The organism is Variovorax sp. FW301-JW7 (assembly GCF_058788795.1).
Genome location: NZ_JBYTBC010000014.1, coordinates 40142 through 64055 on the forward strand (window position 1 = coordinate 40142; position 23914 = coordinate 64055).

The 23914-nt window shown below is 72.0% G+C and carries 16 protein-coding genes; 12 read left to right on the plus strand and 4 right to left on the minus strand.

Features of this window, described 5'->3' with window-relative positions; all coding sequences use genetic code 11:
* Positions 1-5 precede the first annotated feature (5 nt).
* The 9 genes from gspF (at position 6) to AC3WQM_RS28160 (ending at position 19869) form a co-directional block, all read left to right on the plus strand.
* Positions 6-1211, plus strand: a complete 1206-nt coding sequence (gspF, locus tag AC3WQM_RS28120; protein WP_492683300.1) for a type II secretion system inner membrane protein GspF — start codon at positions 6-8, stop codon at positions 1209-1211.
* Between the two features lie 164 nt (positions 1212-1375).
* The gene (locus AC3WQM_RS28125) at positions 1376-2599 is read left to right on the plus strand and encodes a substrate-binding domain-containing protein (protein WP_492683301.1); all 1224 of its coding nucleotides are present in this window, start codon (positions 1376-1378) and stop codon (positions 2597-2599) included.
* A 233-nt stretch (positions 2600-2832) separates the two neighbouring features.
* On the plus strand, positions 2833-3558 hold the full coding sequence (locus AC3WQM_RS28130; protein WP_492683302.1) for a hypothetical protein: 726 nt from the start codon (positions 2833-2835) through the stop codon (positions 3556-3558).
* A complete protein-coding gene (locus tag AC3WQM_RS28135) occupies positions 3555-4103 on the plus strand; it encodes an RNA polymerase sigma factor (protein ID WP_492683304.1) in 549 nt (182 codons plus the stop codon). Before AC3WQM_RS28130 ends, AC3WQM_RS28135 begins: the two co-directional genes overlap by 4 nt.
* A gap of 11 nt (positions 4104-4114) precedes the next feature.
* Complete coding sequence (locus tag AC3WQM_RS28140) at positions 4115-5107, plus strand: FecR family protein (protein WP_492683305.1); 993 nt, start codon at positions 4115-4117, stop codon at positions 5105-5107.
* 68 nt (positions 5108-5175) lie between these two features.
* Positions 5176-5517, plus strand: coding sequence for a FecR/PupR family sigma factor regulator (locus AC3WQM_RS28145; protein ID WP_492683306.1), 342 nt, complete (start codon positions 5176-5178; stop codon positions 5515-5517).
* Positions 5508-18476, plus strand: a complete 12969-nt coding sequence (locus tag AC3WQM_RS28150) for a filamentous hemagglutinin family protein (RefSeq protein ID WP_492683307.1) — start codon at positions 5508-5510, stop codon at positions 18474-18476. The genes AC3WQM_RS28145 and AC3WQM_RS28150 overlap by 10 nt, the downstream gene beginning before the upstream one ends.
* Positions 18477-18601: 125 nt before the next feature.
* Entirely contained in the window at positions 18602-19237 is a 636-nt protein-coding gene (locus AC3WQM_RS28155; RefSeq protein WP_492683309.1) for an RNA polymerase sigma factor, read from the plus strand.
* A 14-nt stretch (positions 19238-19251) separates the two neighbouring features.
* Complete coding sequence (locus AC3WQM_RS28160) at positions 19252-19869, plus strand: transposase (protein ID WP_492683310.1); 618 nt, start codon at positions 19252-19254, stop codon at positions 19867-19869.
* Between the two features lie 13 nt (positions 19870-19882).
* Here AC3WQM_RS28160 and AC3WQM_RS28165 read toward each other — a convergent pair whose 3' ends face one another.
* Positions 19883-20314, minus strand: coding sequence for a type II secretion system protein N (locus AC3WQM_RS28165; RefSeq protein ID WP_492683311.1), 432 nt, complete (start codon positions 20312-20314; stop codon positions 19883-19885).
* A gap of 159 nt (positions 20315-20473) precedes the next feature.
* Here AC3WQM_RS28165 and AC3WQM_RS28170 point away from each other — a divergent pair, with 159 nt between their 5' ends.
* The 3 genes from AC3WQM_RS28170 to AC3WQM_RS28180 are packed head-to-tail and all read left to right on the plus strand — an operon-like array spanning position 20474 to position 21943.
* Entirely contained in the window at positions 20474-20962 is a 489-nt protein-coding gene (locus AC3WQM_RS28170; RefSeq protein WP_492683312.1) for a prepilin-type N-terminal cleavage/methylation domain-containing protein, read from the plus strand.
* A complete protein-coding gene (gspI, locus tag AC3WQM_RS28175; RefSeq protein ID WP_492683313.1) occupies positions 20952-21317 on the plus strand; it encodes a type II secretion system minor pseudopilin GspI in 366 nt (121 codons plus the stop codon). The genes AC3WQM_RS28170 and gspI overlap by 11 nt, the downstream gene beginning before the upstream one ends.
* The gene (locus tag AC3WQM_RS28180; protein WP_492683314.1) at positions 21314-21943 is read left to right on the plus strand and encodes a type II secretion system protein GspJ; all 630 of its coding nucleotides are present in this window, start codon (positions 21314-21316) and stop codon (positions 21941-21943) included. Before gspI ends, AC3WQM_RS28180 begins: the two co-directional genes overlap by 4 nt.
* 6 nt (positions 21944-21949) lie before the next feature.
* On the opposite strand, the gene AC3WQM_RS28185 is transcribed toward AC3WQM_RS28180, so the two are convergent.
* From AC3WQM_RS28185 to AC3WQM_RS28195, 3 genes are read right to left on the minus strand one after another with little or no spacing between them, the layout of a single operon-like run.
* Positions 21950-22651 (minus strand): MOSC domain-containing protein, encoded by a 702-nt coding sequence (locus AC3WQM_RS28185; protein WP_492683315.1) that lies wholly within the window; start codon positions 22649-22651, stop codon positions 21950-21952.
* On the minus strand, positions 22648-23340 hold the full coding sequence (locus AC3WQM_RS28190; protein ID WP_492683316.1) for a glutamine amidotransferase: 693 nt from the start codon (positions 23338-23340) through the stop codon (positions 22648-22650). Before AC3WQM_RS28190 ends, AC3WQM_RS28185 begins: the two co-directional genes overlap by 4 nt.
* 22 nt (positions 23341-23362) lie before the next feature.
* Positions 23363-23914, minus strand: coding sequence for a redoxin family protein (locus AC3WQM_RS28195; RefSeq protein WP_492683317.1), 552 nt, complete (start codon positions 23912-23914; stop codon positions 23363-23365).

The window sequence follows — 23914 nt, forward strand, 5'->3', positions numbered from 1 at the left end:
ACGCCATGGCACGGTTCCAGTACGAAGCGGCGAACGCGGCCGGCGAGGTGCAGCGCGGCAGCGCCGAGGGCGAATCCGCGCGCGCCGTGCGCGCCCAGCTGCGCGAACGTGGCCTGACGCCGCTCGGCATCCGCGAACAGGCAACCAGCGGCGGCGCGCTGGCCTGGCTGCAGCCGAGACTCGGCGCGGCCGACCTGTGCTGGGCCACGCGCGAACTCGCGAGCCTGTTGGGCGCGCGCCTCACGCTCGAAGCCGCGCTCGTCGCCACCATCGAACAGGCCGAGCGCCGCCACGTGGCTGAAGCATTGGGCGCGGTCTGCGACGGCGTGCGCGCCGGCCTGCGGCTGGCCGATGCACTGGGCGAACGGCCGCGCGACTTTCCGCCGATCTACCGCGCGCTCGTCAGCGCCGGCGAAGACTCGGGCGACCTCGCACGCGTGATGGAACGGCTGGCCGACTACCTCGAGAACCGCGACACCCTGCGCGGCAAAGTGCTCACCGCCTTCATCTACCCGGCCATCGTCGGCTTCGTCTCGCTGTGCATCGTGGTCTTCCTGCTGGGCTACGTCGTGCCGCAGGTCATCGGCGCGTTCGCGCAGGCGCGCCAGGAGCTGCCGGCCATCACGCGCGTGATGCTGGCGGCGAGCGCCTTCGTGCGCGAATGGGGCTGGCTCACGGCGGGCGTGTGCGCGGGCGCCGGGTTGCTCGCCCGCGCCGCGCTGCGCGATGCGGGGCGGCGGCTGCGCTGGCATGCGCTCGTGCTGCGCCTGCCGCTGGTGGGGCGCTATGCGCTCGGTGTGGACACGGCGCGCTTCGCGTCCACGCTGGCGATCCTCATGGACGCGGGCGTGCCGCTGTTGCGCGGGCTCGAGGCCGCGCGCCAGACCCTGGGCAACGACTGGCTGCGCCGCTGCGTGCTCGAGGCGACGGGCCGCGTGAAGGAGGGCGCACCGCTCGCGGCGGCGCTGAAGGCACAGAAGATTTTTCCGTCGAACCTCGTGCACCTGGTGGCCAGCGGCGAGAAGACGGGAGCGTTGGCGGCCATGTTCGAGCGCGCGGCGCAGAACCTCTCCCGAGATCTGGAGCGCCGCGCGATGCGCCTGACCACGCTGCTGGAGCCGCTGATGATCCTCGCCATGGGGGGCGTGGTCATGGCGATCGTGCTCGCGGTGCTCATGCCGATCATGGAAATCAACCAGATGGTGCGCTGAATGTTCGGGAGCTTGGCGCACGCCGACGCCCGGTTTCGCACGCATTCACGGGTGCGTGTTCCCGAGCTTTTTTCGGGTGGCTGTCACCTCGCGAACGCACCATCGATCCTGTCGCTGCACAGGCGACACGAATCCAATTTTCTGGTCCCTTCAAAGGAGTTTCCATGCGTGCAAAGTTCAAGTCGGTCGCCCTGTCGGCCGTGATGATGGCGGCCCTCGTGGCCGCCGGCGCCGCTTCCGCCCAGATCGCCGTCGGCGGCGGTGCGACCCTGCCCGAAGTGCTCTATGACGACATCCTGCCCAGCGGCGTCGGCCTCACCGACTTCAGCTACACCGGCACCGGCAGCGGCGCCGGCAAGACGGCCTTCGTGAGCAACAGCGCGACCGCCTTCCGCAACGAGTCCGTGAGTGGCACGCCGGCCTGGGCCGTTGGCCAGTCGGTGCATTTCGCCGGCAGCGATTCCGCGCTGAGCCAGGCGGAGTTCAACACCTACACCGCCAACGCCGCCGGTGCCACCGGCTGGGGCCCGATGATCCAGGTGCCTGCCGTGGCCACCTCGGTGCTCATCCCCTACAAGCGCGCCGGCATCGCCGACCTGAACCTGAGCGACGCCAAGATGTGCGCCGTCTTCAGCAACAAGACCGGCGGCCAGACCTGGGGCCAGGTGCGCGGCACGGCTGACGCGACGACCGTGAAGGTCGTCTACCGCACCGACACCAGCGGCACCACCGAGCTGCTGAGCCGCTACCTCGTGGCCGCCTGCCCGGGCGCCGGCTTCACGGTGTCGAACAACTTCGCCACGGTGGTGGGCGGTGCACTCTCGCCGGCCAACGTGATCCCCTCGCACTGGGTCGGCGTTGCCGGCAGCAGCGGCGTGTCGGGCGCCTTCGGTACCGACGGTCGCGTGGGCTACCTCAGCCCCGAGCCGAACTACACGGGCGCGAGCAACGCGGTCGTCGCGAAGATCAACAACGTGCTGCCGGTCGCCAGCTCGATCCGCAACGCGCTCGCCAAGCAGGTGCTCCCGAACGGCCCGGCGGCCAACCCGCTGAGCTGGGTGCCCGCCTACGTGATGCCGGCCGCCGGCACCGAGTACCCGATCTTCGGCACCACCAACCTGCTGCTGAACCAGTGCTACAAGGACGCCGCGATCCAGACCAAGGTCAAGAACCTGCTGACGGGCCTGACCGGCACGACCTACGACGCCAAGATCGAAACCGGCCCCAGCTCGCACAACTTCGTGGTGATCCCGAACGGCACGTCGCCGGGCACCCCGCCGGCCGCCAACAACAACTGGAAGACCGTCATCGCCGCCAACTTCCTGAACCCCGCCAGCTCGCTGAGCATCGGCTACGCCAGCGTCTGCAACGGCAAGGGCCGTCCGTAAGTTGCTGATCGGTACGGCCTGAGCGGGCCTCGCCCGTTCGCCGACCGAAGGCCCCGTGGAGAGGCTGCGCTTCGGCGCGGCCGATCCCCGGGGCCTCTTCGCTGTTCGCGGCGGAGCAGAACGAATGAATGTCATGCGTGCGTCACCGTCGATCACTACCGTGACCACGGCCTTCCGCAGTCCCGAGGGCGTGGAAGAACGAAGTCACCCAGGAGCCTGTGCGTCCCACCGGTATGAGAGCGAACGCGGCATCGGTCCGTGCCCTGGCACTGATCGGGTGCCTGGCCTGGGGCGTGGGCGTGCAGGCGCAGCGGCCACCCGAGCCAGCCGCCAGGGCGGCCTCGGCGGCGCGCCGGGCGTTCGACATCGCACCGCAGCGGCTGGGCGATGCGCTCGATGTCTACAGCCGGATGACCGGCCTGGACATCCTGATCGACGGCGAGCACGCGCAGCGGCGGTCGGGCGCGGTGCGCGGCACGCTGAGCGCGGCCGAGGCGCTCGAAGCGATGCTGGCCGGCACGGGCATGGAGGCGCGCCATGCGAATGCGGGCTCGGTGGTGATCCGCGAGGCCGCCGCGGGGCCGAAGGAGGCGGGTCTGTCGCCGGAAGCGGCGGGCCTGGAGGGGTCGGGTTTCAACGAAGGGGATGTCTTGCATCAAGCCTATGCCGCACAGGTCCAGCACGCCTTGCGTGGTGCCCTGTGCGATACCACGCAGACGCGGCCGGGCAGCTACCGCCTCGCGCTGCAGCTGCACCTGGACGCGCGCGGTGCGGTGGACCGCTTTCGCCTGCTGAGCACCACCGGCGAGCCCGACCGCGATGCCGCGGTGCGGCTCAAGGTGCAGCGGCTGTCGGTCGGCGCGCCGCCGCCGCCGTCATTGCCGCAACCGCTCGTGGTGCTGCTGTTGCCGGAGGGCCCGGGCGCGCGCACCGACTGCACGCCGCCGGTGGCGCCATGAGCGAGAGCCTGGCCTCCACGCTGCGCGCGCGCATGGTCGCGCGCTATGTCGAGCTGCGCGGCAAGCTCGAACGCATCGTCGGTTCGCGCGACGACGCGGCCGACGCGATGCAGGAAACCTGGCTGCGGCTCGCGGCCATGGGCGACGCGGGCACGGTGCACAACGCCGACGCCTACCTGCTGCGCATGGCCGCCAACATCGCGACCGACGGCTACCGCCGCGACAGCGTGCTGCTGGTGCGCGGCGAGATCGATGCGCTGGTGCACCTCGTGGACGAAACGGGCGACCCCGAGCGCATTGCCAGTGCGCGCAGTGACGTGCAGGCACTGAGCGATGTGCTGGCGCGCATGCCGGCGCGCCGCCGCGAGATCCTCGTGGCCGCGCGCGTCGAGGGGCTGCTCAACAGCGAGATCGCGCTGCGCTTCGAGGTGTCGCTGAGCACCGTCGAGAAAGAGCTGCGCGCGGCGCTGGAGTATTGCAAGAAGCATTTGCCGGACGTGGACGCGGTGCAACGCGGCCACTTTGCCGGGCCGAGACACAACTGATGATGAGTGCCATGTCTTCCCCCGATACCGAAACCGGTCTGCTGGAGCGCCAGGCGCGGGCCTGGTGGGCACGCCTGCATTCGGGCCAGGCCACGCGCGCCGACGCCGATGCGTTCAAGCAGTGGGCCGCGTTGAGTGCCGCCCACGCACAGGCCTGGCGCGAGCTGATGCGCGTGTGGTCCGCGCTCGATCCGCTGCTGGCCGAAGAAGCGGCACGACAGGCCGAAGCCGCACGCTCACGCACGCGAGGCCACCGTTTCTGGCCGGCACTGTCGAACGCGCTGCATTCGCCGGGGCGCCGGGCTTTCCTTGGCGGTGCGGTCGCGGCCTCGGTGACCGCGGGCGTGCTCGCGGTCGATCCGCCGCTGGGCCTGTGGCCGTCGGTCGGCGAGCTGACGGCCGACTACAGCACCGCGACCGGCGAGCAGCGGCAGGTGGCGCTGGGCGAGGGCGTGAGTGTGCGCATGAACACGCAGACGCAGATCAACCGCCTGCAAGGCGCGCGCGGCCTGGCGCTGGTCGCCGGCGAAGCCGAGATCGCGACGGCCGGCGAGGCCGAACTGTTCGTCGAAGCTGGCGGCGGCCGGCTGCAGGCGCGCGGCGCGCGCTTCAACATCCGTCACACCGGCCCCGAAGTCTGCGTGACCTGCCTCGACGGCCGTGTGCTGGTGTCGGTGAACGGGCAGCAGCGTTCGGTCGAGGCGGGCCGGCAGGTGGTGTACGACCCCAGCGGGCTGCACGAGGTGGTGCGCGCCGACCTGGCGAACGTGAGCACCTGGGGCACGGGCGTGCTGTCGTTCGACGGCACGCCGCTGGCCGAGGTCATCGCGGAGATCAACCGCTACCGGCCGGGCCGGATCATCCTGCGCAACGAAGCACTGGGCCGCGTGGCGGTGCGCATGCAGCTGTCGCTGCGCAGCATCGACAACGCGCTGGCGATGATCCGTGAGCTCTACGGCGCGAAGTTGCGCAGCCTGCCCGGCGGCATCGTGCTGCTGAGCTGAATTTCTGACACACCGCGAGCAGCCTGCAAAAAGCTTACGGGTTGCATCGCGCAGGCTCGTCATGGGGTATGCAACCGACGCCTCATGACACCCGCCTGAGCGACGAAGCGCTGGCCTGGGTCGTGCGCCTCAACCGCCTGCATGGCAGCGAGGCCGAGGCGCAGGCGCTCGCAGGCTGGTGTGCGCGCAGTGCGGCGCATGCGCGGGCCTGGCGCGACGCCGTTGCGCTGTGGCAGTTGCTGTTGCCCGCGGCGTGCCAGCCCCGGCCGTTGCCCGCCCCTCGATTCCCGTCGATCGCCCGTGAGGCGAACGACATCCATGTGTCCGTGCACCGTCCGGGTTCCCGGGCGGCGTTCGATCCCGCCGTTTCTCCCATCGCGCCGTTTCGCTCCCGCTCATCATGGTCCTGAATCCGCACGCCCATTCTTCGCGCCGACGCGCCGTTTCGACCGAGGGCGAGCTGCGCCTCACGCCGCTGGCGCGTGCGCTGGCCGTGGCGCTGGCCACCGCGGGTGCGATGGGTGTGGCCCAGGCGCGGCAAGCCTTCAGTCCCGCCTGGTTCGCCGACAAGGGCGCGGCGCAGGCCGGTGCGGTCCAGAGCGGGCGCCTGCCGAACGGCATGCCGGCGTCGAGCCTCACGAACCCGGGGCTGCAACAGCAGCAGGCGAATGCGCAGCTGCAGCGTTCGATCAGCAACCTGAACCTCGCGGCGCAGGCCATTGCGGCGCAGCAGGCCGCGCAGTCGGCGGCGCGTGAGGCCGCGCGCAACACACCGTCGTCGGTGCCCGACGGTCTCACCGAAGGCGGGCTTGCGGTCGACACGAACAGCCTCACGGCCGGCTGGCACAACGCCAACAGACCCGAACAGACGCCGTCGGCCGACGGCCGCACGCACGTGGCGATCCAGCAGACCGGCGACCGTGCGGTGCTGAACTGGGAGACCTTCAACGTCGGGCGCAACACCACGGTCGATTTCAAGCAGCAGGCCGACTGGGCTGTGCTCAACCGCGTGAACGACCCGAAGGCGCGGCCCTCGCAGATCCAGGGCCAGATCAAGGCCGACGGCACGGTGCTCGTCGCCAACCGCAACGGCATCGTGTTCAGCGGCACCAGCCAGACCGACACGCGCAACCTCGTGGCGGCCGCCGCGCACATCAGCGACGACCAGTTCAAGGCACGCGGCATCCACAGCGCACGCGCGGGCGAAGGCTACGCGCCGAGCTTCACCGATGCGCAGGGCAGCGTGAAGGTCGAGGCGGGCGCGCAGCTCACCACGCGCACGCCCGCCTCGGTGACACAAGGCGGCGGCTACGTGCTGCTGATGGGCAAGGCGGTGCACAACGCCGGCACCGTCACCACGCCGCGCGGGCAGGCGCAGCTTGCGGCGGGCGACTTCTTCATCGTGCGGCCGGGGCAGGGCACGGCCGAGAACACCTTCTCGACCACGCGCGGCAACGAGGTCGCACCGCAGTTCCTGCCCGACAGCACGGCGGGGCAGGTGAGCAACACCGGCCTGCTGCGCGCGCCCGAGGGCGACATCACGCTGGCCGGGCGCAAGGTGGTGCAGGACGGCGTGGCGCTGGCCACGACCACGGTCGACACGCGCGGCACGATCCATCTGCTGGCATCGGCCGCGGATGCGAAGAGCAGTGTCACCGTCACCGGGCGCGCGTTGAACGCGGTGCTGCTCGACACGCAGGACGGCCGCACCGCGCTCGACAGCCAGCGCAGCGCACTCATCAACGAGTCAGCCAGGCAGGACGTGCTGCGCCGGGGCGCTGCGTTGGGCGCGTTCGACAACCTCTCGCTGCTCAACGACCGGCGCGACCTGTCGCGCATCGAGATCGTCTCGGGCGGGGGCGTGCTGTTCGAAGGTGCTTCGACCACGCTCGCCACCGGCGGCCAGATCGCGGTGAGCGCGGGCCACCAGGGCGGGCGCAGCACCGTGGCCGACGGCGCGCGGCTCGACGTGTCGGGCGCCGTCGGCGTGCGGGTGGCCATGGCCTCGAACAACGTCGAGATCAACATCCAGGGCAACGAGCAGCGCGACGCACCGGTCAACCGCGACACCACGATGCTCAACAACAGCAACGTGTGGATCGACCGGCGCAAGCTCACGCGCGTGGCCGCGGGCACCGGCGGCTACGACGGCGAGCGCTGGTACACGGCCGGCGGCCTGCTCGAGGTGGGCGGCTACCTGGGCCTGCAAGGCCACGGCGTCGGCGAATGGGCGGCGCAGGGCGGCCACGTGGTCTTCACGGGCGCCGAGGTGGTGACGCAGGCGGGCTCGAACATCAACCTGTCGGGCGGCACGCTGGACGTGCAGACCGGCGTCATCCGCCAGAGCTGGCTCAAGGGCCGCGACGGGCGGCTGTACGAGGCGTCGAGCGCGCCGGCCGACATCGTCTACACCGGTGTCTACAAGGGCTTCGAAGACGAACACAAGCGCTGGGGCGACAAGACCACGGGCTACTTCTACAACCCGCTGATCGGCCCGCAGCAACGGCTCGAGAACGGCTACACGGTGGGCCGCGACGCGGGCCGCCTCGAAGTGGCGACGGGCGCGGCGGTGCTGCGCGGCGACATCACGGCCACCGCCTACCAGGGGCCGGGCCAGGGCACCAAGAGCGACGCCGCGCTCGACGGCTATGCGCAGTCGCACGCTGCGGCGGCCCGCGCAGGCCAGCTCACGCTCGGCAACGACCAGATCGTCGGCTTCAACGACGACCCCACGAAGGGCGCGGTGGGCATCTTCCGCCAGCTGGTGCCGACGCTCGATCGCATCGTGTTCGCAGACGGTGCGGCGGGCGCCGACACGGCCAGGCTCGGGGCCGGCGACCCGCTGCCCGCCGCCGACAAGGAAGCGCTGCGCCTGGACAGCCGGCAGCTCAGCGGCTTCGGCCTGGGCGCGCTCGTGGCCCTGGCCGGCAAAGAGATCGCGGTGGACGGCGCGCTGGGCGTGGCACCGGGAGGGCGCATCGCGCTGCACGCGACGACGGTGGCGGTGCGCGGCGACCTGACGGCGCGCGGCGGCCAGATCATGTTGGGCAACGTGGTGCGCAGCGCCACCAACGTGGGGGGACCGGGCGAGGTCAGCGTGCCGCTGGCGGAAGGCACGGTGCCCGAGACCATCGGCGTGCGCGTCGCGCCCGGCGTGACGCTCGATGCGCGCGGGCTCTGGAGCAACCTGCAGATGGACCCGTCGGGCAGCAGCGGCCTGCCGTACCTCGACGGCGGCGCGGTGCGTATCCGCACGACGGGCGCGATCGACCTGGCTGCGGGTTCGCTGATCGATGTGTCGTCGGGCGGTGCGGTGCTGGCCAACGGCAAGACACGCGGCGGGCGCGGCGGCGATGTGGACCTGCTGGCGGACAGCTTCACCCTGGCCCCTGTGGCGACCCACGGCCTGTTGCATGCGGATGGCGACATCCGGGGCTACGGCGTGAGCGGTGGCGGCACCTTGCGGATGGCGTCGGGCACGGGGGTGGTGATCGGCGGCACTGTGCCGGGTGGCGATAGGCAACTGTCAGCCGGGCAGGCCGCGCCGACCGACTTGATCCTGCTGCAGGACTACCAGGTGCGCGCGGGCGACGTCCTGCCGGTTGACTACCACTACCAACGCACGCGAGCCTTACCCGGAGAAGCTGTGGGATCGCAGCCGCTCTTCGATGATGGTGCGAACGCCGTCACCATCGCGGCGGATTGGAGGCTGCCCCGACCGAATGGGCCGCGCGGAGGGTACTCAGTCACCGCCATCGTGAACGGCGAGTCAAGGGTCTTTCGTTCGAGGGGCGTCGAGGAAGGCGAGGAACCCGCGACAGTGCCTGCGGGCGCCAGGATTGTGGGAATGTCCAATGTCGTCGAATTTCCCATCATCTTTGTCGTTCCCGCTGCCGTCTTCCCGAATGGGCTGAGCGTCGCTGAACAAACGGCAACCGTCATCGCAGGCCGGGTTGCGCCTGCCGATTTCATCATCGCGCACGGAACACAGGTAGCCGCAGGCGCGCGCTTCCGCCAACCGGTGAGTACCCTCGCGAGCGTCGCCATCGACACCGGCATCTTCCAGTCGGGCTTCTCGCGCTACGACGTCAACGGACACCTCGGCCTGGTCGTGGCCGACGGCGCGAAGCTCGACGTGCACATGCCGGTCTACCGCTTCGCGCCCGACGCGAAGACCGTCGCCGGCGGCAGCGAGCCCGATCGCGCACTCGCGCTGTGGATGCCGCCGCTGTGGACCGAAGACCCGATGCGCGGCGTGCTCACGCAGCGCGGCGGTGCAAGCCTGCAGCTGCAGGCGCTCGTGGACAACGGCGTGGCCACAGTGTCGCGAGCACCGATAGACGTGCGCCCGGGGGCCGAAATCACGGTCGACCCGGCCCAGTCCATCAGCCTGCGCGGCCGCGAGATCACCATCGACGGCCTGCTGCGCGCACCGGGCGGCACGATCAGCGTGGAGGGCAGCGGGTTGCCGGGCGAACCCGGCCAACCCGGGCTGGTGTGGATCGGCGAGCGCGCTGTGCTCGACGCCTCGGCGCGGGCTGCGGTGGCGCACGACAACTTCGGCCGGGCCTACGGCCTGGTGCCCGACGGCGGCACGATCCGCATCGGCGGCGCGTTCGATTGGGAGCAGACCGGGCTGACCCAGGCACCCGAAGCTTTCGTCGTCATTCGCCCGGGCGCGCTGCTCGACGCGTCGGGCACACGTGCCGACCTTGACTCGGGCGCGGGCGGTCCGCGCGGCATGACGTCGCCGGTGGCGGTGGCGAGCAACGGCGGCACCATCATCCTCTCGTCGAGCCAGGGCCTCTACCTGGACGGTACGCTGCGCGCGGCGGCGGGCGGGGCGGGCGCTGCGGGCGGCACGCTGGCAGTGGCCCTCGAGTCGGCGATCTACAAGCGCGGACTCACGACAGGCGAACTCCTGCGCCACCGCGAGATGGTGCTGGCCCAGACGCAAGGCGACAGCCCGCTCGCGGCCGGGACTTCGCGGTTCGACGCACGACAACTCCTGCGCACGGGCACGGGCCGGATCGGTGTGGATCGCATCGAAGCCGGGGGCTTTGACAACCTGTCGCTGCTGGTCCACGGCCCATTGAGCTTCGACGGCGACGTGGCGCTGAACCTGGGACAGAGCCTGCGACTCTACGCCGCTTCGTACGCGCACAGCGACGCGGCGGCGGCAGGGTCTTCGGTGTCTCTGAGTGCGCCCTATGTCCGTCTGGCGGGAGTGCGAAGGCCGAAAGTCCCCGATGACTCAGTCATGCCCGAGGCCGGCTGGGCGCAGGGTCCGTCCACGCAGGCGCCCGACGGCACCTTCGAGGTCGTGGCCGACCTGATCGACGTGCGCGACCGCGTCGGCTTCGGCGCCCACGCCGCAGTCGACTTGCGCACCTCGAACTACACCATGGACCGGCGCGGATTCGCAGCCGTCGAACTCACGAGCCGCGGCGACATCCGTCTCCTGGGCGGCATGGGGAGCGAGGGGCTCACCGACATCACGACGGAGCTGGCAACCGCCGGCAACCTGGCATTGACCGCCGCGCAGGTGTACCCGGCCACGGATACCAGTGCCCGGCTCCTGGCAGGCGTGATGCCACGGGACCCGGCTTCCGGCGAGACGCCGCGCTACGCCGAGGGCAGCGTGCTGGCGATCCGCCGCCACGGTGATGGCGAGGTCGCGACGCCGTACTCGGCGTTCGGCAGCTTGCGGCTCGGTGCCGAGACCATCGAGCAAGGCGGCGTTTTGCGCGCGCCGTTGGGGCGCCTGCAATTGGGCTCCAGCTTCACGGGCGAGGTGGCTGAGCGGGTGACGCTGCTGGCGGGCAGCGAAACCTCGGTGAGCGGTGCGGGACTGCAGATGCCCTATGGCGGCACGGTCGACGGCCTGAGTTATCGCTACGGCGGACAGGCCGTGACGCCGGTCGGTGCGGGCGGAATGGAAGGCTCAGCGGCCGTCCGGCGCGGCATCGGCTTCAACGCCCGCCATGTCGACGCGCAGGCCGGTTCGCTGCTCGACCTGTCGGGTGGCGGCACGCTGTCGGGCGCGGGCTTCACCACCGGTCGGGGCGGCTCGGTCGACGTGCTGGCCACGCCGCTCGCGAACGCGAACCCCTTCAACGGCTACAGCGACCGCCGCAGCGGCGTGTATGCCATCGTGCCCGGCAGCGCGGCCAGCTATGCGCCGGTGGCGCCCGAGGCCGGCTTCGGCGCACCGGCGGTGGGACAGCAGGTGACCCTTCCGGCCGGCGTGCCGGGCCTGCCGGCCGGCACCTACACGCTGATGCCCTCGACCTATGCGCTGCTGCCCGGCGCCTTCCGCGTGGAGATCGGCGCGGGCGACCGCATCGGCCTGTCGGGCGTGACCGGCGTGGGCAACGGCTCGTATGTCGCGCCCGGCTACCTGGGCGTGGCCCACACCGCGATCCGCGAGGCGCTGCCGAACCGCCTGGTGCTCACGCCGGGCACGCAGGTGCGCGCGCATTCCAGCTACCGCGAGACCGACTACAACACGTTCATGCGCGCGGACGCGGCGCGCCAGGGTTTTGCGCGCGGCATGCTCACGGTCGACGCGAAGACGCTGGACATCTTCCTGGCCAAGCCGACCGACACCGATACGAACCGCCTGGGCTTCACCTTCGACGGCCAGGTGCGCCTGGATGCGGCGCCCGGCACCGACGGCTTCGGCGGCACGGTGAACGTGCGCGGCCTGGGCGAGGTGCTGGCGGCGGGGCAGACGGCCGCCACCGGCCTGGCCGGTGCGTCGGTGCAGGCCGACGAACTCAGCAAGCTGCATGCACCCCGGCTGGTGCTCAACGGGGGCATCGCCGTGAAGGAGTACGGCCAGCGCGGACGGCTGGCCACGATCGACGGCGACGGCAGCCTGGTGGTGCGCAGCGGTGCGCGCCTGTCGGCGGGCGACATCGTGCTGGCGAGCAGCCCCGGCTTCGTGGGCGAGCAGCAGATCGTCATCGAGGAAGGCGCCTCGCTCAGCACCCTGGGCCAGAAGGCCTCGGGCTTCGATTCGAGCGCGGGCTATGTGTTCACGGGCACCTCGGTGCTGGCGTTGTCGAACGGCTGGTTGAACCTGCAGTTGGGCGCGTCGTCGCCCGATGTGCCGTATTCCGTCGGCATCCACGTCGGCCAGTGCGTGACGGCCTCGTGCAGCGGCACCACGCAGCTGGTGTCCGAGGGCACGCTGGCCATCGCCACGAACGGCGCGCTGACGCTGGCCGACAACGTGTCCTACGGCACGCGCAACCTGTCGCTCGCGGTGGCGGCGGTCAACCTTGGCGAGGACGCGGCCATTGCCACCGCAGGCGCCAACGGCCGCCTGCCGCTGGGCCTGGCGCTGAACCAGGCGCGGCTGGACCGCCTGCTGGCGGGCAACACCGCCATCGGCGCGCCGGCGCTCGAGACTTTGATCTTCAACGCGCGCGACGCCGTGAACATCTTCGGTGCCGTGAAGCTCGACGCCAGCGGCCTCGACCGGCTGGTGTTCGGCACGCCGGCGATCCACGGCTACGGCGCGGCGGGCGACGTGGCCGCGATCCGTGCGGGCGAATTCGTCTGGTCCGGCTCCGACGCCGTGCCCGGCGCGGCCATGGCCGACCTGCTGGGTGCGGGCACGCTCGACATCGGCGCCCGCACCATCGTGCTGGGCCACGGCCCGTATGCACAGCCCAGCGGCCAGGTCACCGATGCGCGCCTGGCGCTGGGCTTTGCCGACGTGAAGCTGAACGCCAGCGAACGCGTCACTTCGAGCGGCCGCGGCACGCTCGCGGTGCACCAGCGCCAGGGCGCGTACACGCCGGGCGAGGGCTATGCCTACGAAGGCGGCAACCTCGCGGTGGTGGCGCCGGTGCTCACGGGGCAGGCGGCCTCGACGATGCGCATCACCGCGGGCGGCGACATCACCGTGGCCGTGCCCGAAGGCGTGGCACCGGGCACGAGCGACGCGCTGGGCGCGACACTGGAACTCAGGGGGAAGCGCGTCGGGCTGGAGGGCAGCATCGTGCTGCCCTCCGGCCGGCTGGTGCTGGCGGCGACCGACAACGTCACGCTCGGCGCGGCCTCGCGCATCGACCTGTCGGGCCGCACCGTGACGCTGTTCGACGTGGTGAAGGACAGCGCCGGCGGCGAGCTGCTGATGACCAGCGCGGCCGGCCACATCACGCAGGCGGCGGGCGGCCTCATCGATGTGTCGGCGCGCCGCCAGCGCGGCGGAACGATCGAGGCCGTGGCGCTGGGCGAGGGCGCCGGCCATGTCGCGCTGGACGGCGCGCTGCGCGGCGCCACCAGCGGCAGCTACGACGCGGGCGGCACCCTGGTGCCCTACGACGCGGGCGAGCTGACCGTGCGCGCCCGGACCCTGTCCGACTTCGCGGGCCTGAACCAGCGGCTCAACGACGGCGGCGTGTTCGGCGCGCGGCGCTTCCAGATCAAGCAGGGCGACCTCGTGGTGGGCGACGGCGTGAAGGCGCGCGAGGTGTCCATTGCCCTGGACGGCGGCAGCCTGCGCGTGGACGGGCGCATCGACGCGAGCGGCGTGCAGGTCGGCTCCATCCGGCTGGCCGCGGCGGGCGACCTGCGCGTGAACGGCGCGCTCGACGCGCACGGCACCGGCCTGCGCGTGGACAGCGCGGGCCGCATCATCGACAGCCCGAACCGCGCGGTGGTCGACCTCACGAGCCGCGACGGCACGCTCACGCTGGGCAGCGGCGCACGCATCGACCTGCGCGCCGGCACCGACGTGCCGGTGGGCACCCGCGCCGGGCAGAACGACGGCCGCGCGCGCGGCACGCTCGACCTCAATGCGCCGCGCCTCGGCGCGGACGACGTGGCCGTGGCGGTCGAGGGCACGCCCGCCATCTCGGGCGCGAAGACCGTCGCGGTGAATGCCTTCCGCACCTACGACGACGCGCCGCTGGCTTCCACGCCCGACGTGACGGGCCACAGGCCGCAACTGATCACGCAGAAATTCCTCGATGAGATCGACGGCCACAGCGTCGCCTTCATCGACAAGGCGCTGGTCAATGCCTCGCTGTCGGCACGCCTCGCAGGCCTGGGCAGCTACCACCTGCGCCCGGGCGTGGAGATCGTGAGCGACCGGCTGAACAACCCGAACGGCGACCTCACGGTGGACGGCGACCTCGACCTCTCGGGCTACCGCTACGGCCCCGCGGCCCACCGCGGCGATCCGGCGCGGCGCGGCTTCGGCGAGCCCGGCAAGCTGGTGATCCGCGCGGCCGGCGCACTCAACGTGCACGGCAGCATCAACGACGGCTTCGCGCCGCCGCCGGCCACGCCGGACGACGTGGGCTGGATGCTCGCCGAAGGGCGCTACGCCGGCGGCGCCGTCGTCGTGCCCATCGACGGCGTGACGCTCGACACCGGCACCCGCTTTCCCGCGGGCGCCACCCTCAACTACAGCGTGGCCATGAACCCCACCACGCTGCCCGCCGGCACCGTGCTGCCCGTGGACGCGGTGCTGCAAGCGCCGTGGAGCCTTCCGGCCGGCACCGTGATCGCGGCCAACATCTACCGCCCCGACGGTTCGCTGGCCCATGCCGCCGGCTCGGTGCTGGCCACGGCCGTGACGCTGCCGCCCGAGACGCGGCTGGGCGCCGGCACCGCGCTGCGCTCGCCGGCCTCGGTGGGCGCGCTGACCTGGCCCAAGGGCGTGGAGCTGCCGGTGGAGATGACCATGGCCGGCCCGCTGCAGCTCGCGCGCGGCGCGCTGATTCCGTCGAACACCTTGCTGGAACTGCCCGGCAACACGCCGGTGCAGCTGCGGCCCACGGTCGATGGCGTGCAGGGGCGCAACTGGGCGATCGCCCCGATGCTCGGTGAAGGCGCCACCTCGTGGGACCTGCAACTGGTGGCGGGTGCCGACCTCGGTGCGGCCGACCGCCGGGCCGTGCGGCCGGATTCGCGCGCGGCATTGCAGCTGGCCGACGCGCACAGCGTGTTGAAGTTCACGATCGAAATGGGGCCCGGCAACGGTCCACCGATGTGGGCGCCGGGCAACTGGCTGGGTCGTCCGCCCGGCACACCGGTCGAGCCCGAGGACCTGTGGTGGTGCGACATCGGCGCCGGCCTCTGCGTGCCCGGCGGTGGCCAGGAACGGGCTGTCGGCGCGCCGAACACGCCCGCCTTCAGCGTGCTGCGCACCGGCACCGGCGACCTCGAACTGCTGGCAGCCGGCGACCTGCGGATGCGTTCGCCCTTCGGCGTGTACACGGCCGGCACGGCCACCGCGACCGAGGCGGGCCACAACCGCCCGCGCGGCACCAACGCCGACGGCCTGCTGGGGCCGCAGTCGCCGCTGACCGACTACAACGGCGCGCTCTCGGCCTACCGTGCGTGGTACCCCGACCAGGGCGGCAACCTGCTGATCGCGGCGGGCGGCGACCTCGTGGGTCACATCGTCTCCGATGAACGCTCGAGCGTGCTGGCCGGCAACTGGCTCTGGCGGCAAGGCTCGGGCACGGCGGGCATCGACAGCCCGATCCCGAGCGCATGGTGGATCAACTTCGGCGCCTACGTCGGCGGCATCCCGGTGCCCGGCACGTTCACCCCGCCGACGCTGGCCGGCTTCACAGGTTTCGGCACGCTGGGCGGCGGCAACCTGAGCGTGCGCGTGGGCGGTGATGCGGGGGCCATTGCACCGCGCACGCCGCAGCCACTGGTGAACTCGCAGGACAGACCCAGCAGCGGCGGGCTCGTGCTCGCCGTGGCGAGCACCGGCCGCGTCGGCGCGGATGGTGCCCTGACCCTCACGGGCGGCGGCGACATCGACATGCGCGTGGCCGGCGCCCTGAACCCGCACCGCGCGCTCAACGGGGCCGCGGAGAACCTCGTGCTGACCGGCGCCATCGCCAACCTGCGCGGCAGCACCGACGTGCGCGCGGCGTCGATCGGCAGCCTGGGCCTGCAGTACCTGTCGAGCAATTTCAACCTGAGCGACCCGATCGACACGCGTGCCATCGATCCCTTCAACCCGACCTTTGCCGATGCGCGCGGCGGCATCAACCTGCTGCCGGGCGACGCGACGATGCGCCTGAGCACGCGCGGCGACCTGGTGCTCGGCGCCGCGGCCGACCCCGGGCGCGTGCCCACGCCCAACAGCTCGGCCTTCAGCCTCGGAGGCACCGGCTACGACGGAGGCGGGCAGGGCTGGTTCAGCCTGTGGAGCGACCGCAGCACGATCGACCTGCTGTCGGCGGGTGGGCACCTCACGCCCGTGATGGCACGCCGGGACAGCGCCGACTCGACACTGAAGACCACCTCGCCGGATGCATGGATCGTCTATCCGGGCATCTTTCACGCCGCCGCGTTGACGGGGAACATCTACGCCGGCTACGCGGCGCTGCCGCAAGCACGGTACTACCCCGTGGCACTGAGCTACGGGCTGACCCTGGCGCCTTCCGCACGCGGCGAATTCGAGATGCTGTCGGGCGGGTCGATCTACGCGGGCCAACTCGGCATGGGCATGTCGGGCACCGGCACGCCGCTGCCGACGCCGTTCAATCCGGCGTTTTTTGCCGAGTTCGACGCGCAGGGGGTGAAGCAGTTCGTCACCAACGCCTCGCCCACGGGGACGGCCATTTCCGGCTCCCAGTTCTTCGGGCCTTCGCTGTTCGCTTTCGGCCCGAACACGGCAGCGCAGCCGCTGGCCCGTGACGCCGCTGCGCCGCCCGTTCGCTTCTATGCGGCCAGCGGCGACATCGTCGGCCTGCGCACCGGCGAGACGCTGACCCTGCCCGACGGCAGCGCGACCTGGTACCACGCCGCGGGCCCGATCTGGATCAAGGCCGGCCGGGACATCGTCAACACCGGCGATGCGCCGGGCACGTTCTGGGTGGAGCGTCCGAGCGAGCTCCAGAGCACAGCCTCACGCGGCAACCTCATCGTCCACCAGCAGCCCTCCGACGTCTCGGTGATCTCCGCGGGCCGCGACATCCTCTACGCCAACGTCGACATCGCCGGCCCCGGCACGCTCGAAGTCTCGGCGGGCCGGCACCTGCGGCAGGAAGACCGCGGCGGCATCACCTCGATCGGCCCCATCGTGCCCGGCGACACGCGGCCCGGCGCCTCGGTGGCGCTCATGGCCGGCGTGGGCGCGCAGGCGGCGACGCAGGGGCTGGACATGGCGCCGGTCCGCGCGCGCTACCTCGACCCCTCGAACCGCGCCGAAACCGGCACGCCGCTGGCGCAGCAGCCGGGCAAGGCCGCGAAGACCTACGACGTTGAACTGGCTGCCTGGCTGAAGGCGCGCTACGGCTTCGACGCCGGCACCACCGCGCAGGCGCTCGCGTACTTCGACGCACTGGCCCCGGCGCAGCAGCGCATCTTCCTGCGCGAGGTGTACTACGCCGAGCTGCGCGAAGGCGGGCGCGAGTACAACGACGCAGACGGTCCGCGCCAGGGCAGCTACCTGCGCGGGCGCGAGATGATCGCCACGCTGTTCCCGATGCGCGCGGCGCTCGACGGCGACATCACCATGTTCGGCGGCTCGGGCGTGCGCACCCAGTTCGGCGGCGACATCGACATGCTGGCGCCGGGCGGCAGCATCATCCTGGGCGTGCAGGGCGCGGTGCCGCCGGCCACCTCGGGCGTGCTGACGCAGGGGCAGGGCAACATCCGCTTCTTCAGCGAGGGCAGCCTGCTGCTCGGGCTGTCGCGCATCATGACCACCTTCGGCGGCAGCATCCTCGCGTGGTCGGAGAAGGGCGACATCAACGCCGGGCGCGGCGCCAAGACCACCGTGGTGTTCACGCCGCCCAAGCGCGTGTACGACAACGTCGGCAACGTCGAGGTGTCGCCGCAGGCCCCGAGCTCGGGCGCGGGCATCGCGACGCTGGCGCCCATCGCCGAAGTGCCGCCGGGCGACGTCGACCTGATCGCGCCGCTGGGCACCATCGACGCCGGCGAGGCGGGCATCCGTGTGTCGGGCAACGTCAACGTGGCCGCGCTGCAGGTGGTGAACGCCGCCAACATCCAGGTCAAGGGCGAATCGGCCGGCCTGCCGGTGGTGGCCTCGGTGAACGTGGGCGCGCTGACCAACGCCAGCGCCGCCGCCTCGCAGGCCAGCATGGCGGCGCAGGACGTGATGCAGCGCGAACGCGCGGCGGCGCGACAGGCGCTGCCGTCGGTGTTTACGGTGCGCGTGCTGGGCTTCGGCAACGAGCCGGTCAGTGGAACCGGAAGCAACGGCGCACAGGCGCCGGCCGACAGCGCCAAGGCCGCCACCACCGCCGTCAGCTACAACCCGCGCAGCGTGATCCGCGTGCTCGGCGGCGGTGGCAGCCTGCCGCCGGCGATGAGCCGGCAACTGACGGACGAGGAGCGCGCCAACCTGCAACGCTGAACGACCCGTCGAGCCCGCGCCCTGGCCGACGGGCGCCCGTGTTCCTTCCCTTGTTGTCCCAGGCCTGGCCGCTGCCGCCACCGGAGAGTCCGGGGCGGCGCGACGGGCGCTCAGCGAAACCGACCATGACTCCCCATCCTCACGCCTTGCGACGCGCCCCGGACCGGTTCTCCTCGATGCGGCCTTCGGTCTGGCGCCTGATCGACGACCGGGTCGCGCTGCCCGCGCTGCGCCCGGCCCCACGGCCGGTGGCGGCGCCGACGCCGGGCGTGCAGCTGCAGCAGCACCTCGCGGCGCAGTACACGCCGCTGCAACGGCGCCTCGAACGGCAGCTCGGCTGCGCGGACCTCGCCAGCGAATGCCTGCACGAGGCCTGGCTGCGGCTGGGCGAATGCACGCTGCAGGAGGTGCCCGCGAACCCCGACGCCTACGTGTACCGCGTGGCGTCCAACCTCGCGATGGACCGCATCCGCGCGCGCAAGCGCTGGCAGGGCGTGAGCGCGGAGGGGGCCGACCTGGAGGCGATGGCCGACCCGCGCCCCGGTCCGGCGCAGATCGCACAGGCGCGCTCGGACGTCGCCGCCGTCGACCGCGCCATGGCGCGGCTGCCGCAGCGCCATCGTTCGGTGCTGCTGGCGCTGCGCTGGCACGAGATGTCGCGCCAGGACGTGGCCCGGCGCCAGGGCACGACGGCGCGGCGGGTCGACACCACGCTGCGGCAGGCGCTGGCCGAATTGCGCCGGGACGGCGCGGCAACGTGAAGGGAGCGAACAAGATGAAGTGGATGTCGCCGTTGCGGGTCACCATGCAGGAGCTCGATGCCCGACTCTCGAAGATCGTCGAGCGCGCGCGCGAAGGCCCGGTGGCGGTCAACCGCTACGGCTCGCCCTGGGTCTGGATCGTGAGCCATCAGGCCTGGGTGCAGGCCGACAACCTGCGCGCGCTGGTGCCCCAGAGCCATCCGCTGGTGGCGCTGCGCGACCAGGTGGAAGACACGCTGCGCCACGAGCGCACGCTGCTGGCCGAGCTGGAGCGCCAGCATGGCGGCACGGTCGATGCGGCGACGCTGTTCAAGAGCCTGATGCTGCAGATCATCTATTCGCTCGAAGACGCGCAGAAGGTGCACGAGAGCCTGGCCTACAACATGCTCTTTCGCTGGTTCGTGGGCTTCGAGCGCTTTGCCGACGAGCTGCCCGCGCGCGCGGCCTTTGCGCGCGAACTCGAAGCCTTCGGCGGCGATCCGCGTGCGGTGCGTGTCGTGACGCGGGCGCTGTCGGGCGCCTTCCTGCCGGAGTCGGGCGACGGCGATTTCCGCGTAAACCGCGGGCTGCTGCATGCGCTGTCGAACTGGGCCTCGGCGCCGGATGCGCGCCCGCGCGAAACGGCGCCCTGAGCGCCGCGAAGGTTCAGGGCGCGGCGCGCACGATGCCGGGCGCCGTGGGCAGCACCGGCGCGGCGATGCGCAGCGAGGTGCCGGCCTTGTCGACCGTCACGGCGTCGGCCTCGATGCCCGCGAGCGTGAGCGCGCGGCCCAGCGCATCGCCGACCCGGTAGGACTGCGGCGCGCCGTCGTTCACCGACAGCACGGCCACGCCGGCCTGGCCCGTGCCCTTGATCAAGCCCTTGACCGCGATGTTCGCGCGGACCTCGCCGGGCCCGAACCAGGCCGCGAGCGCATCGGCCGTGGGATCGGCGACGACGGCCTGCGCGGGCGCGGTTCGCACTTGCGGGGCAGAAGGCGTGAGCAGCCGGCCCCAGGTCACGACACCGGCCACGACCAGCGACAGGCCCGCGGCATGAACGAGAAGGCGGGCGGAGGGGGGCGTGAAAGGGCGCATGGTGAAGGGCGGTCAGCGGGCCGCGAGGGCGGCGGGCACCCCCTGTGTCTATCACGCGGGCGTTGGGGTTTCGTGTCAGCACTGCGTTTCATCGCGGCATCACGCAGCCTGCCTAGCATCGGCCGCATGGCGTGTTTCCACGACGGGATGACGAGCGGCATGCGATGGCCAAGGCGCGGGGAGGGCGGCTTCTCGCTGATCGAACTCATGATCGTGCTGGTCATCGTCGGCATCGCCACCGCCGCGATCAGCCTGGGCATTGCGCCCGACCCCGCGCAGGAACTGCGGCGCGACGCGCGCGAGCTGGCGCGGCACCTGGCCGTGGCGCAGAACGAGGTGCGCGTGGACGGCCGCACGATCGCGTGGCAGGCCGATGCCGAGGGCTACCGCTTTGCGCGCGGCACCTGGGTGCAGCGCGGCGGCAGCGCGATCCCGCAGGTGACGACACTCGGCGCGCTCGACACCTTCGCCGCGGACGACGAACTGCGTCCGCGCGGCTGGCGCGTGGGGCCGGTCGAGGTCGTGCCGGCCAGGCCGGTCGTGCTCACGTCGGAGCCCGTGGGCGCCAGCTGGCAGCGCGAACTGCGGCATGGCGCGACCACGGTGACGGTGACGCGGGATGCATCCGGGGCGTTTCATGTGCGCTAAGAACCGCGGCTTCACGCTGATCGAAATCCTCATCGCGCTGACCATCGTGAGCATCGCGCTGGCCGCGATCGTGCGCGCCTCGAGCCTCACCATCGGCAACCTCGGCCTGCTGGAGCGGCAGTCGCTGGCGATGCTGTCGGCGGGCAACCAGCTGGCGGAACTGCAGCTGGGCGGCGCGCCCCCCACGCCGGGCGTGTCGCGCAGCGACTGCCCGCAGGGCGGCATCCGCTTCGTCTGCCGGCTGGAGGTCGGGACCATGGTCGATGGCTTGCGGCCGGTGCGCGTGCAGGTCTACGCGGCCGACGACGAAGACCGGCTGCTGGCCACGCTGCACACGCGCAGTGCCCCACCATGAAGCGCACGCAGCGCGGCTTCACGCTGGTCGAAGTGATGATCGCCATCGCGCTCATGGCCGTGCTCGCCGTGATGTCCTGGCGCGGCCTGGACAGCGTGAGCCGCGCGAACGACCAACTCGAAGACCGCACCGAGCGCGTGGCCCGGCTGCTGCGCGCGCTGGACCAGTTCGAGCGCGACGTAGCCTTGCGCGCGACCACCGAGCTGCCGGCGCCGGCGGCTGCATCGGCGAATCCTTCGGCCGCCGCGTCACTGCTGCCGGTGGCGATGCAGGCGCGCCAGCCGAACGGCGCACCGTTCGTGGTCGAGATCGTGCGCACCGCGCCGGCCGCGGCCGGGCAGTGGCAGCGCGTGCAATGGTGGGTGCGCGGCGATGTGCTCTACCGCGCGGCGGGGCCCGTGTCGGCCGTGTTTCCGCTGCAGGCGCCCGAGCCTGCGGACCGGGTGGCGGTGCTCGACGGTGTCGCGACCTTCCAGCTGCGCGCCTGGGAACCCGGCTTGGGCTGGCGCCGCCTGCCGGGCGTGGCGCCGGCGCGCGCACCGGCCACTGGGGTGGAGTTGCTGCTGGCGGTGTCGTCGGGCAATGACGCCGCACCGCGGCCGTTCCGGCGCGTGTTGGCGTTCTGAGCCGCCTCAGGCCTCAGGTGCGCGCAGGCGCGGCTCCCAATCTTCGACCCGCCCCGCATCCACCCGCTTGCGAAACGTGGCGCGCCAGCGCTCGGCCAAGGCGGGCAGGGCAGCGGCCTGTTCCCATTCGGGCGCGAAGCGCGCGTCACGCGAAAACAGCAGTGCGATGAGGCGCGACAGCGGCCACTCCGGGTGCGGGCGTTCCACGCGCGTGGCCATCGCGCCGGCCCGCACCCAGCCGGGTTCGAGCACGCGGTAGTACCAACCCGTGCAGCCGCGCGCCTGCATCTCGCGCGCCATGCCGGGCCTGCCGAAGTGCGCGTCGAGCTTCCAGCAGGGCTGGCGGCCCTGCGACACCTGCACCCGCGCATCGCCCAGCTGCACGATGTCGCCGATGCACACGGTCGATTCGTCCCAGCCCGTGGTCGAGATGTTCTCACCCAAGGCGCCCGCGTGCGCCAGCAGTTCGGTGCGGTGGCCACCCGCCGCCCAGCCCGCGTAATGTTCGCGCGGGTAGTGGTGCACGGCCTTCTCGACACCGCCGTGGATGCGCAAGTCGGCCTGCGCATCGCCCTGCAGGCCGGTGGGCGACAGCCACAGCGCATCGGTCGTGGGCGTCTTGCGGATGCCGCTGCGCGTGCGGCCGTCGGGCAGCAGGGCCACAGGGCCGACCAGCAGGGCGTCGATGGTCAGGGCGGGTTGCGTCATGCGAGCTGCTCCAGCCATGCCGTCAGCATGCGTGTCGCGGCATCGGAGCGCAGGTCGGCCAGTTCGGCGCTGCAGGCGCGCAGCGCGGGAATGTCGATGCCGGCCGCGGCCAGTTCGTGGTGGTGCCCGATGAGCCAGGGCTCGATGCGTGCGGGGTCGGCCTCGGGATGGAACTGCAGCGCCAGCGCATGGCGGCCGTGGCGGAAGGCCTGGTGCGGCGTGCGCGCGGTGCTCGCCAGCAGTTCGGCACCGGGCGGCAGGTCGAAGGTGTCGCCGTGCCAGTGCAGCACGGGTTCGCCGTCCAGCGCCGCGAGGCACGAGGCCCGGCCCGCCGCGCTCAGGTCGACCGGCGCCCAGCCGATCTCCGCGTGCCCCGACGGGTACACGCGCGCGCCGAGCGCACGGGCCATGAGCTGCGCGCCCAGGCACAGGCCCAGCGTGGGCCGATGCAGCGCCAGCCGCTCGCGCAGGCCGCCGATCTCCTCGGCGAGCCAGGGGTAGGTTGCCGTGTCGTAGGCCCCGATGGGCCCGCCGAGCACCACGACGAGATCGGCGTGGCGCCACTCGTCGGCGCTGAGCGCGAACGGGCCCGCCTGCCGGTAGTCGATGGCGTGGCCGGCCTGGGTGAGCGCGCTGGCGAAGCGCCCGAGGTCTTCGAAGGCGAGGTGTTGCAGGGCGATGGATGGCATGCGGCGAGTGTCCTTTCTTCTTTCAGGCGCGGCAGGCGGTGTCGTCGCACGGGCCGTCTGGCGATGCATCGTCTGCAGGTTGTGCAATGAGGTGCGCAGGCGCCTCTTCGGCCGCGAGTTGCCCGATGGCGGCGCCCAAAGCCATGTCGTCGATCAACCCGAAGTGGCTCATGCGCAGGCGCCCCTGCCGGTCGACCAGCACCGTGCTCGGCGTGCCCTGCCACTGGTAGTCGCGCATCGTGGCGGGAATGCCGCCGGTGGGCGAAGGCTGGTCGATGCCGATGGGAAAGCCCAGCCGGTACTCGCGCACGAAGGCGTCGAGCGCGGCGGGCGTCATGACGTCGTGGTGCTCGAACACCGAGTGCAGGCCGATCACCGCGACGTCTTTCGCGGCGAACAGTTTCTGCGTCTTCTTCGCCTGCGGGAGGCCGTGCGACACGCAGGCCGGGCACAGCATCTGGAACGCGTGCAGCACCACGACCCGGCCGCGCAGCGACGCGAGCGTGACCGGCGCATCGGTGTTGAGCCACTGCGCGACCTGCAGCTCGGGTGCCTCGGGGCGCGGCCAGGCCAT

Coding starts and splice junctions, on each gene's coding strand:
- gspF (WP_492683300.1), top strand. CDS start 6: ATGGCACGGTTCCAGTACGAAGCGGCGAACGCGGCCGGCGAGGTGCAG.
- AC3WQM_RS28125 (WP_492683301.1), top strand. CDS start 1,376: ATGCGTGCAAAGTTCAAGTCGGTCGCCCTGTCGGCCGTGATGATGGCG.
- AC3WQM_RS28130 (WP_492683302.1), top strand. CDS start 2,833: ATGAGAGCGAACGCGGCATCGGTCCGTGCCCTGGCACTGATCGGGTGC.
- AC3WQM_RS28135 (WP_492683304.1), top strand. CDS start 3,555: ATGAGCGAGAGCCTGGCCTCCACGCTGCGCGCGCGCATGGTCGCGCGC.
- AC3WQM_RS28140 (WP_492683305.1), top strand. CDS start 4,115: ATGTCTTCCCCCGATACCGAAACCGGTCTGCTGGAGCGCCAGGCGCGG.
- AC3WQM_RS28145 (WP_492683306.1), top strand. CDS start 5,176: ATGCAACCGACGCCTCATGACACCCGCCTGAGCGACGAAGCGCTGGCC.
- AC3WQM_RS28150 (WP_492683307.1), top strand. CDS start 5,508: ATGGTCCTGAATCCGCACGCCCATTCTTCGCGCCGACGCGCCGTTTCG.
- AC3WQM_RS28155 (WP_492683309.1), top strand. CDS start 18,602: ATGACTCCCCATCCTCACGCCTTGCGACGCGCCCCGGACCGGTTCTCC.
- AC3WQM_RS28160 (WP_492683310.1), top strand. CDS start 19,252: ATGAAGTGGATGTCGCCGTTGCGGGTCACCATGCAGGAGCTCGATGCC.
- AC3WQM_RS28165 (WP_492683311.1), bottom strand. CDS start 20,314: ATGCGCCCTTTCACGCCCCCCTCCGCCCGCCTTCTCGTTCATGCCGCG.
- AC3WQM_RS28170 (WP_492683312.1), top strand. CDS start 20,474: ATGCGATGGCCAAGGCGCGGGGAGGGCGGCTTCTCGCTGATCGAACTC.
- gspI (WP_492683313.1), top strand. CDS start 20,952: ATGTGCGCTAAGAACCGCGGCTTCACGCTGATCGAAATCCTCATCGCG.
- AC3WQM_RS28180 (WP_492683314.1), top strand. CDS start 21,314: ATGAAGCGCACGCAGCGCGGCTTCACGCTGGTCGAAGTGATGATCGCC.
- AC3WQM_RS28185 (WP_492683315.1), bottom strand. CDS start 22,651: ATGACGCAACCCGCCCTGACCATCGACGCCCTGCTGGTCGGCCCTGTG.
- AC3WQM_RS28190 (WP_492683316.1), bottom strand. CDS start 23,340: ATGCCATCCATCGCCCTGCAACACCTCGCCTTCGAAGACCTCGGGCGC.
- AC3WQM_RS28195 (WP_492683317.1), bottom strand. CDS start 23,914: ATGGCCTGGCCGCGCCCCGAGGCACCCGAGCTGCAGGTCGCGCAGTGG.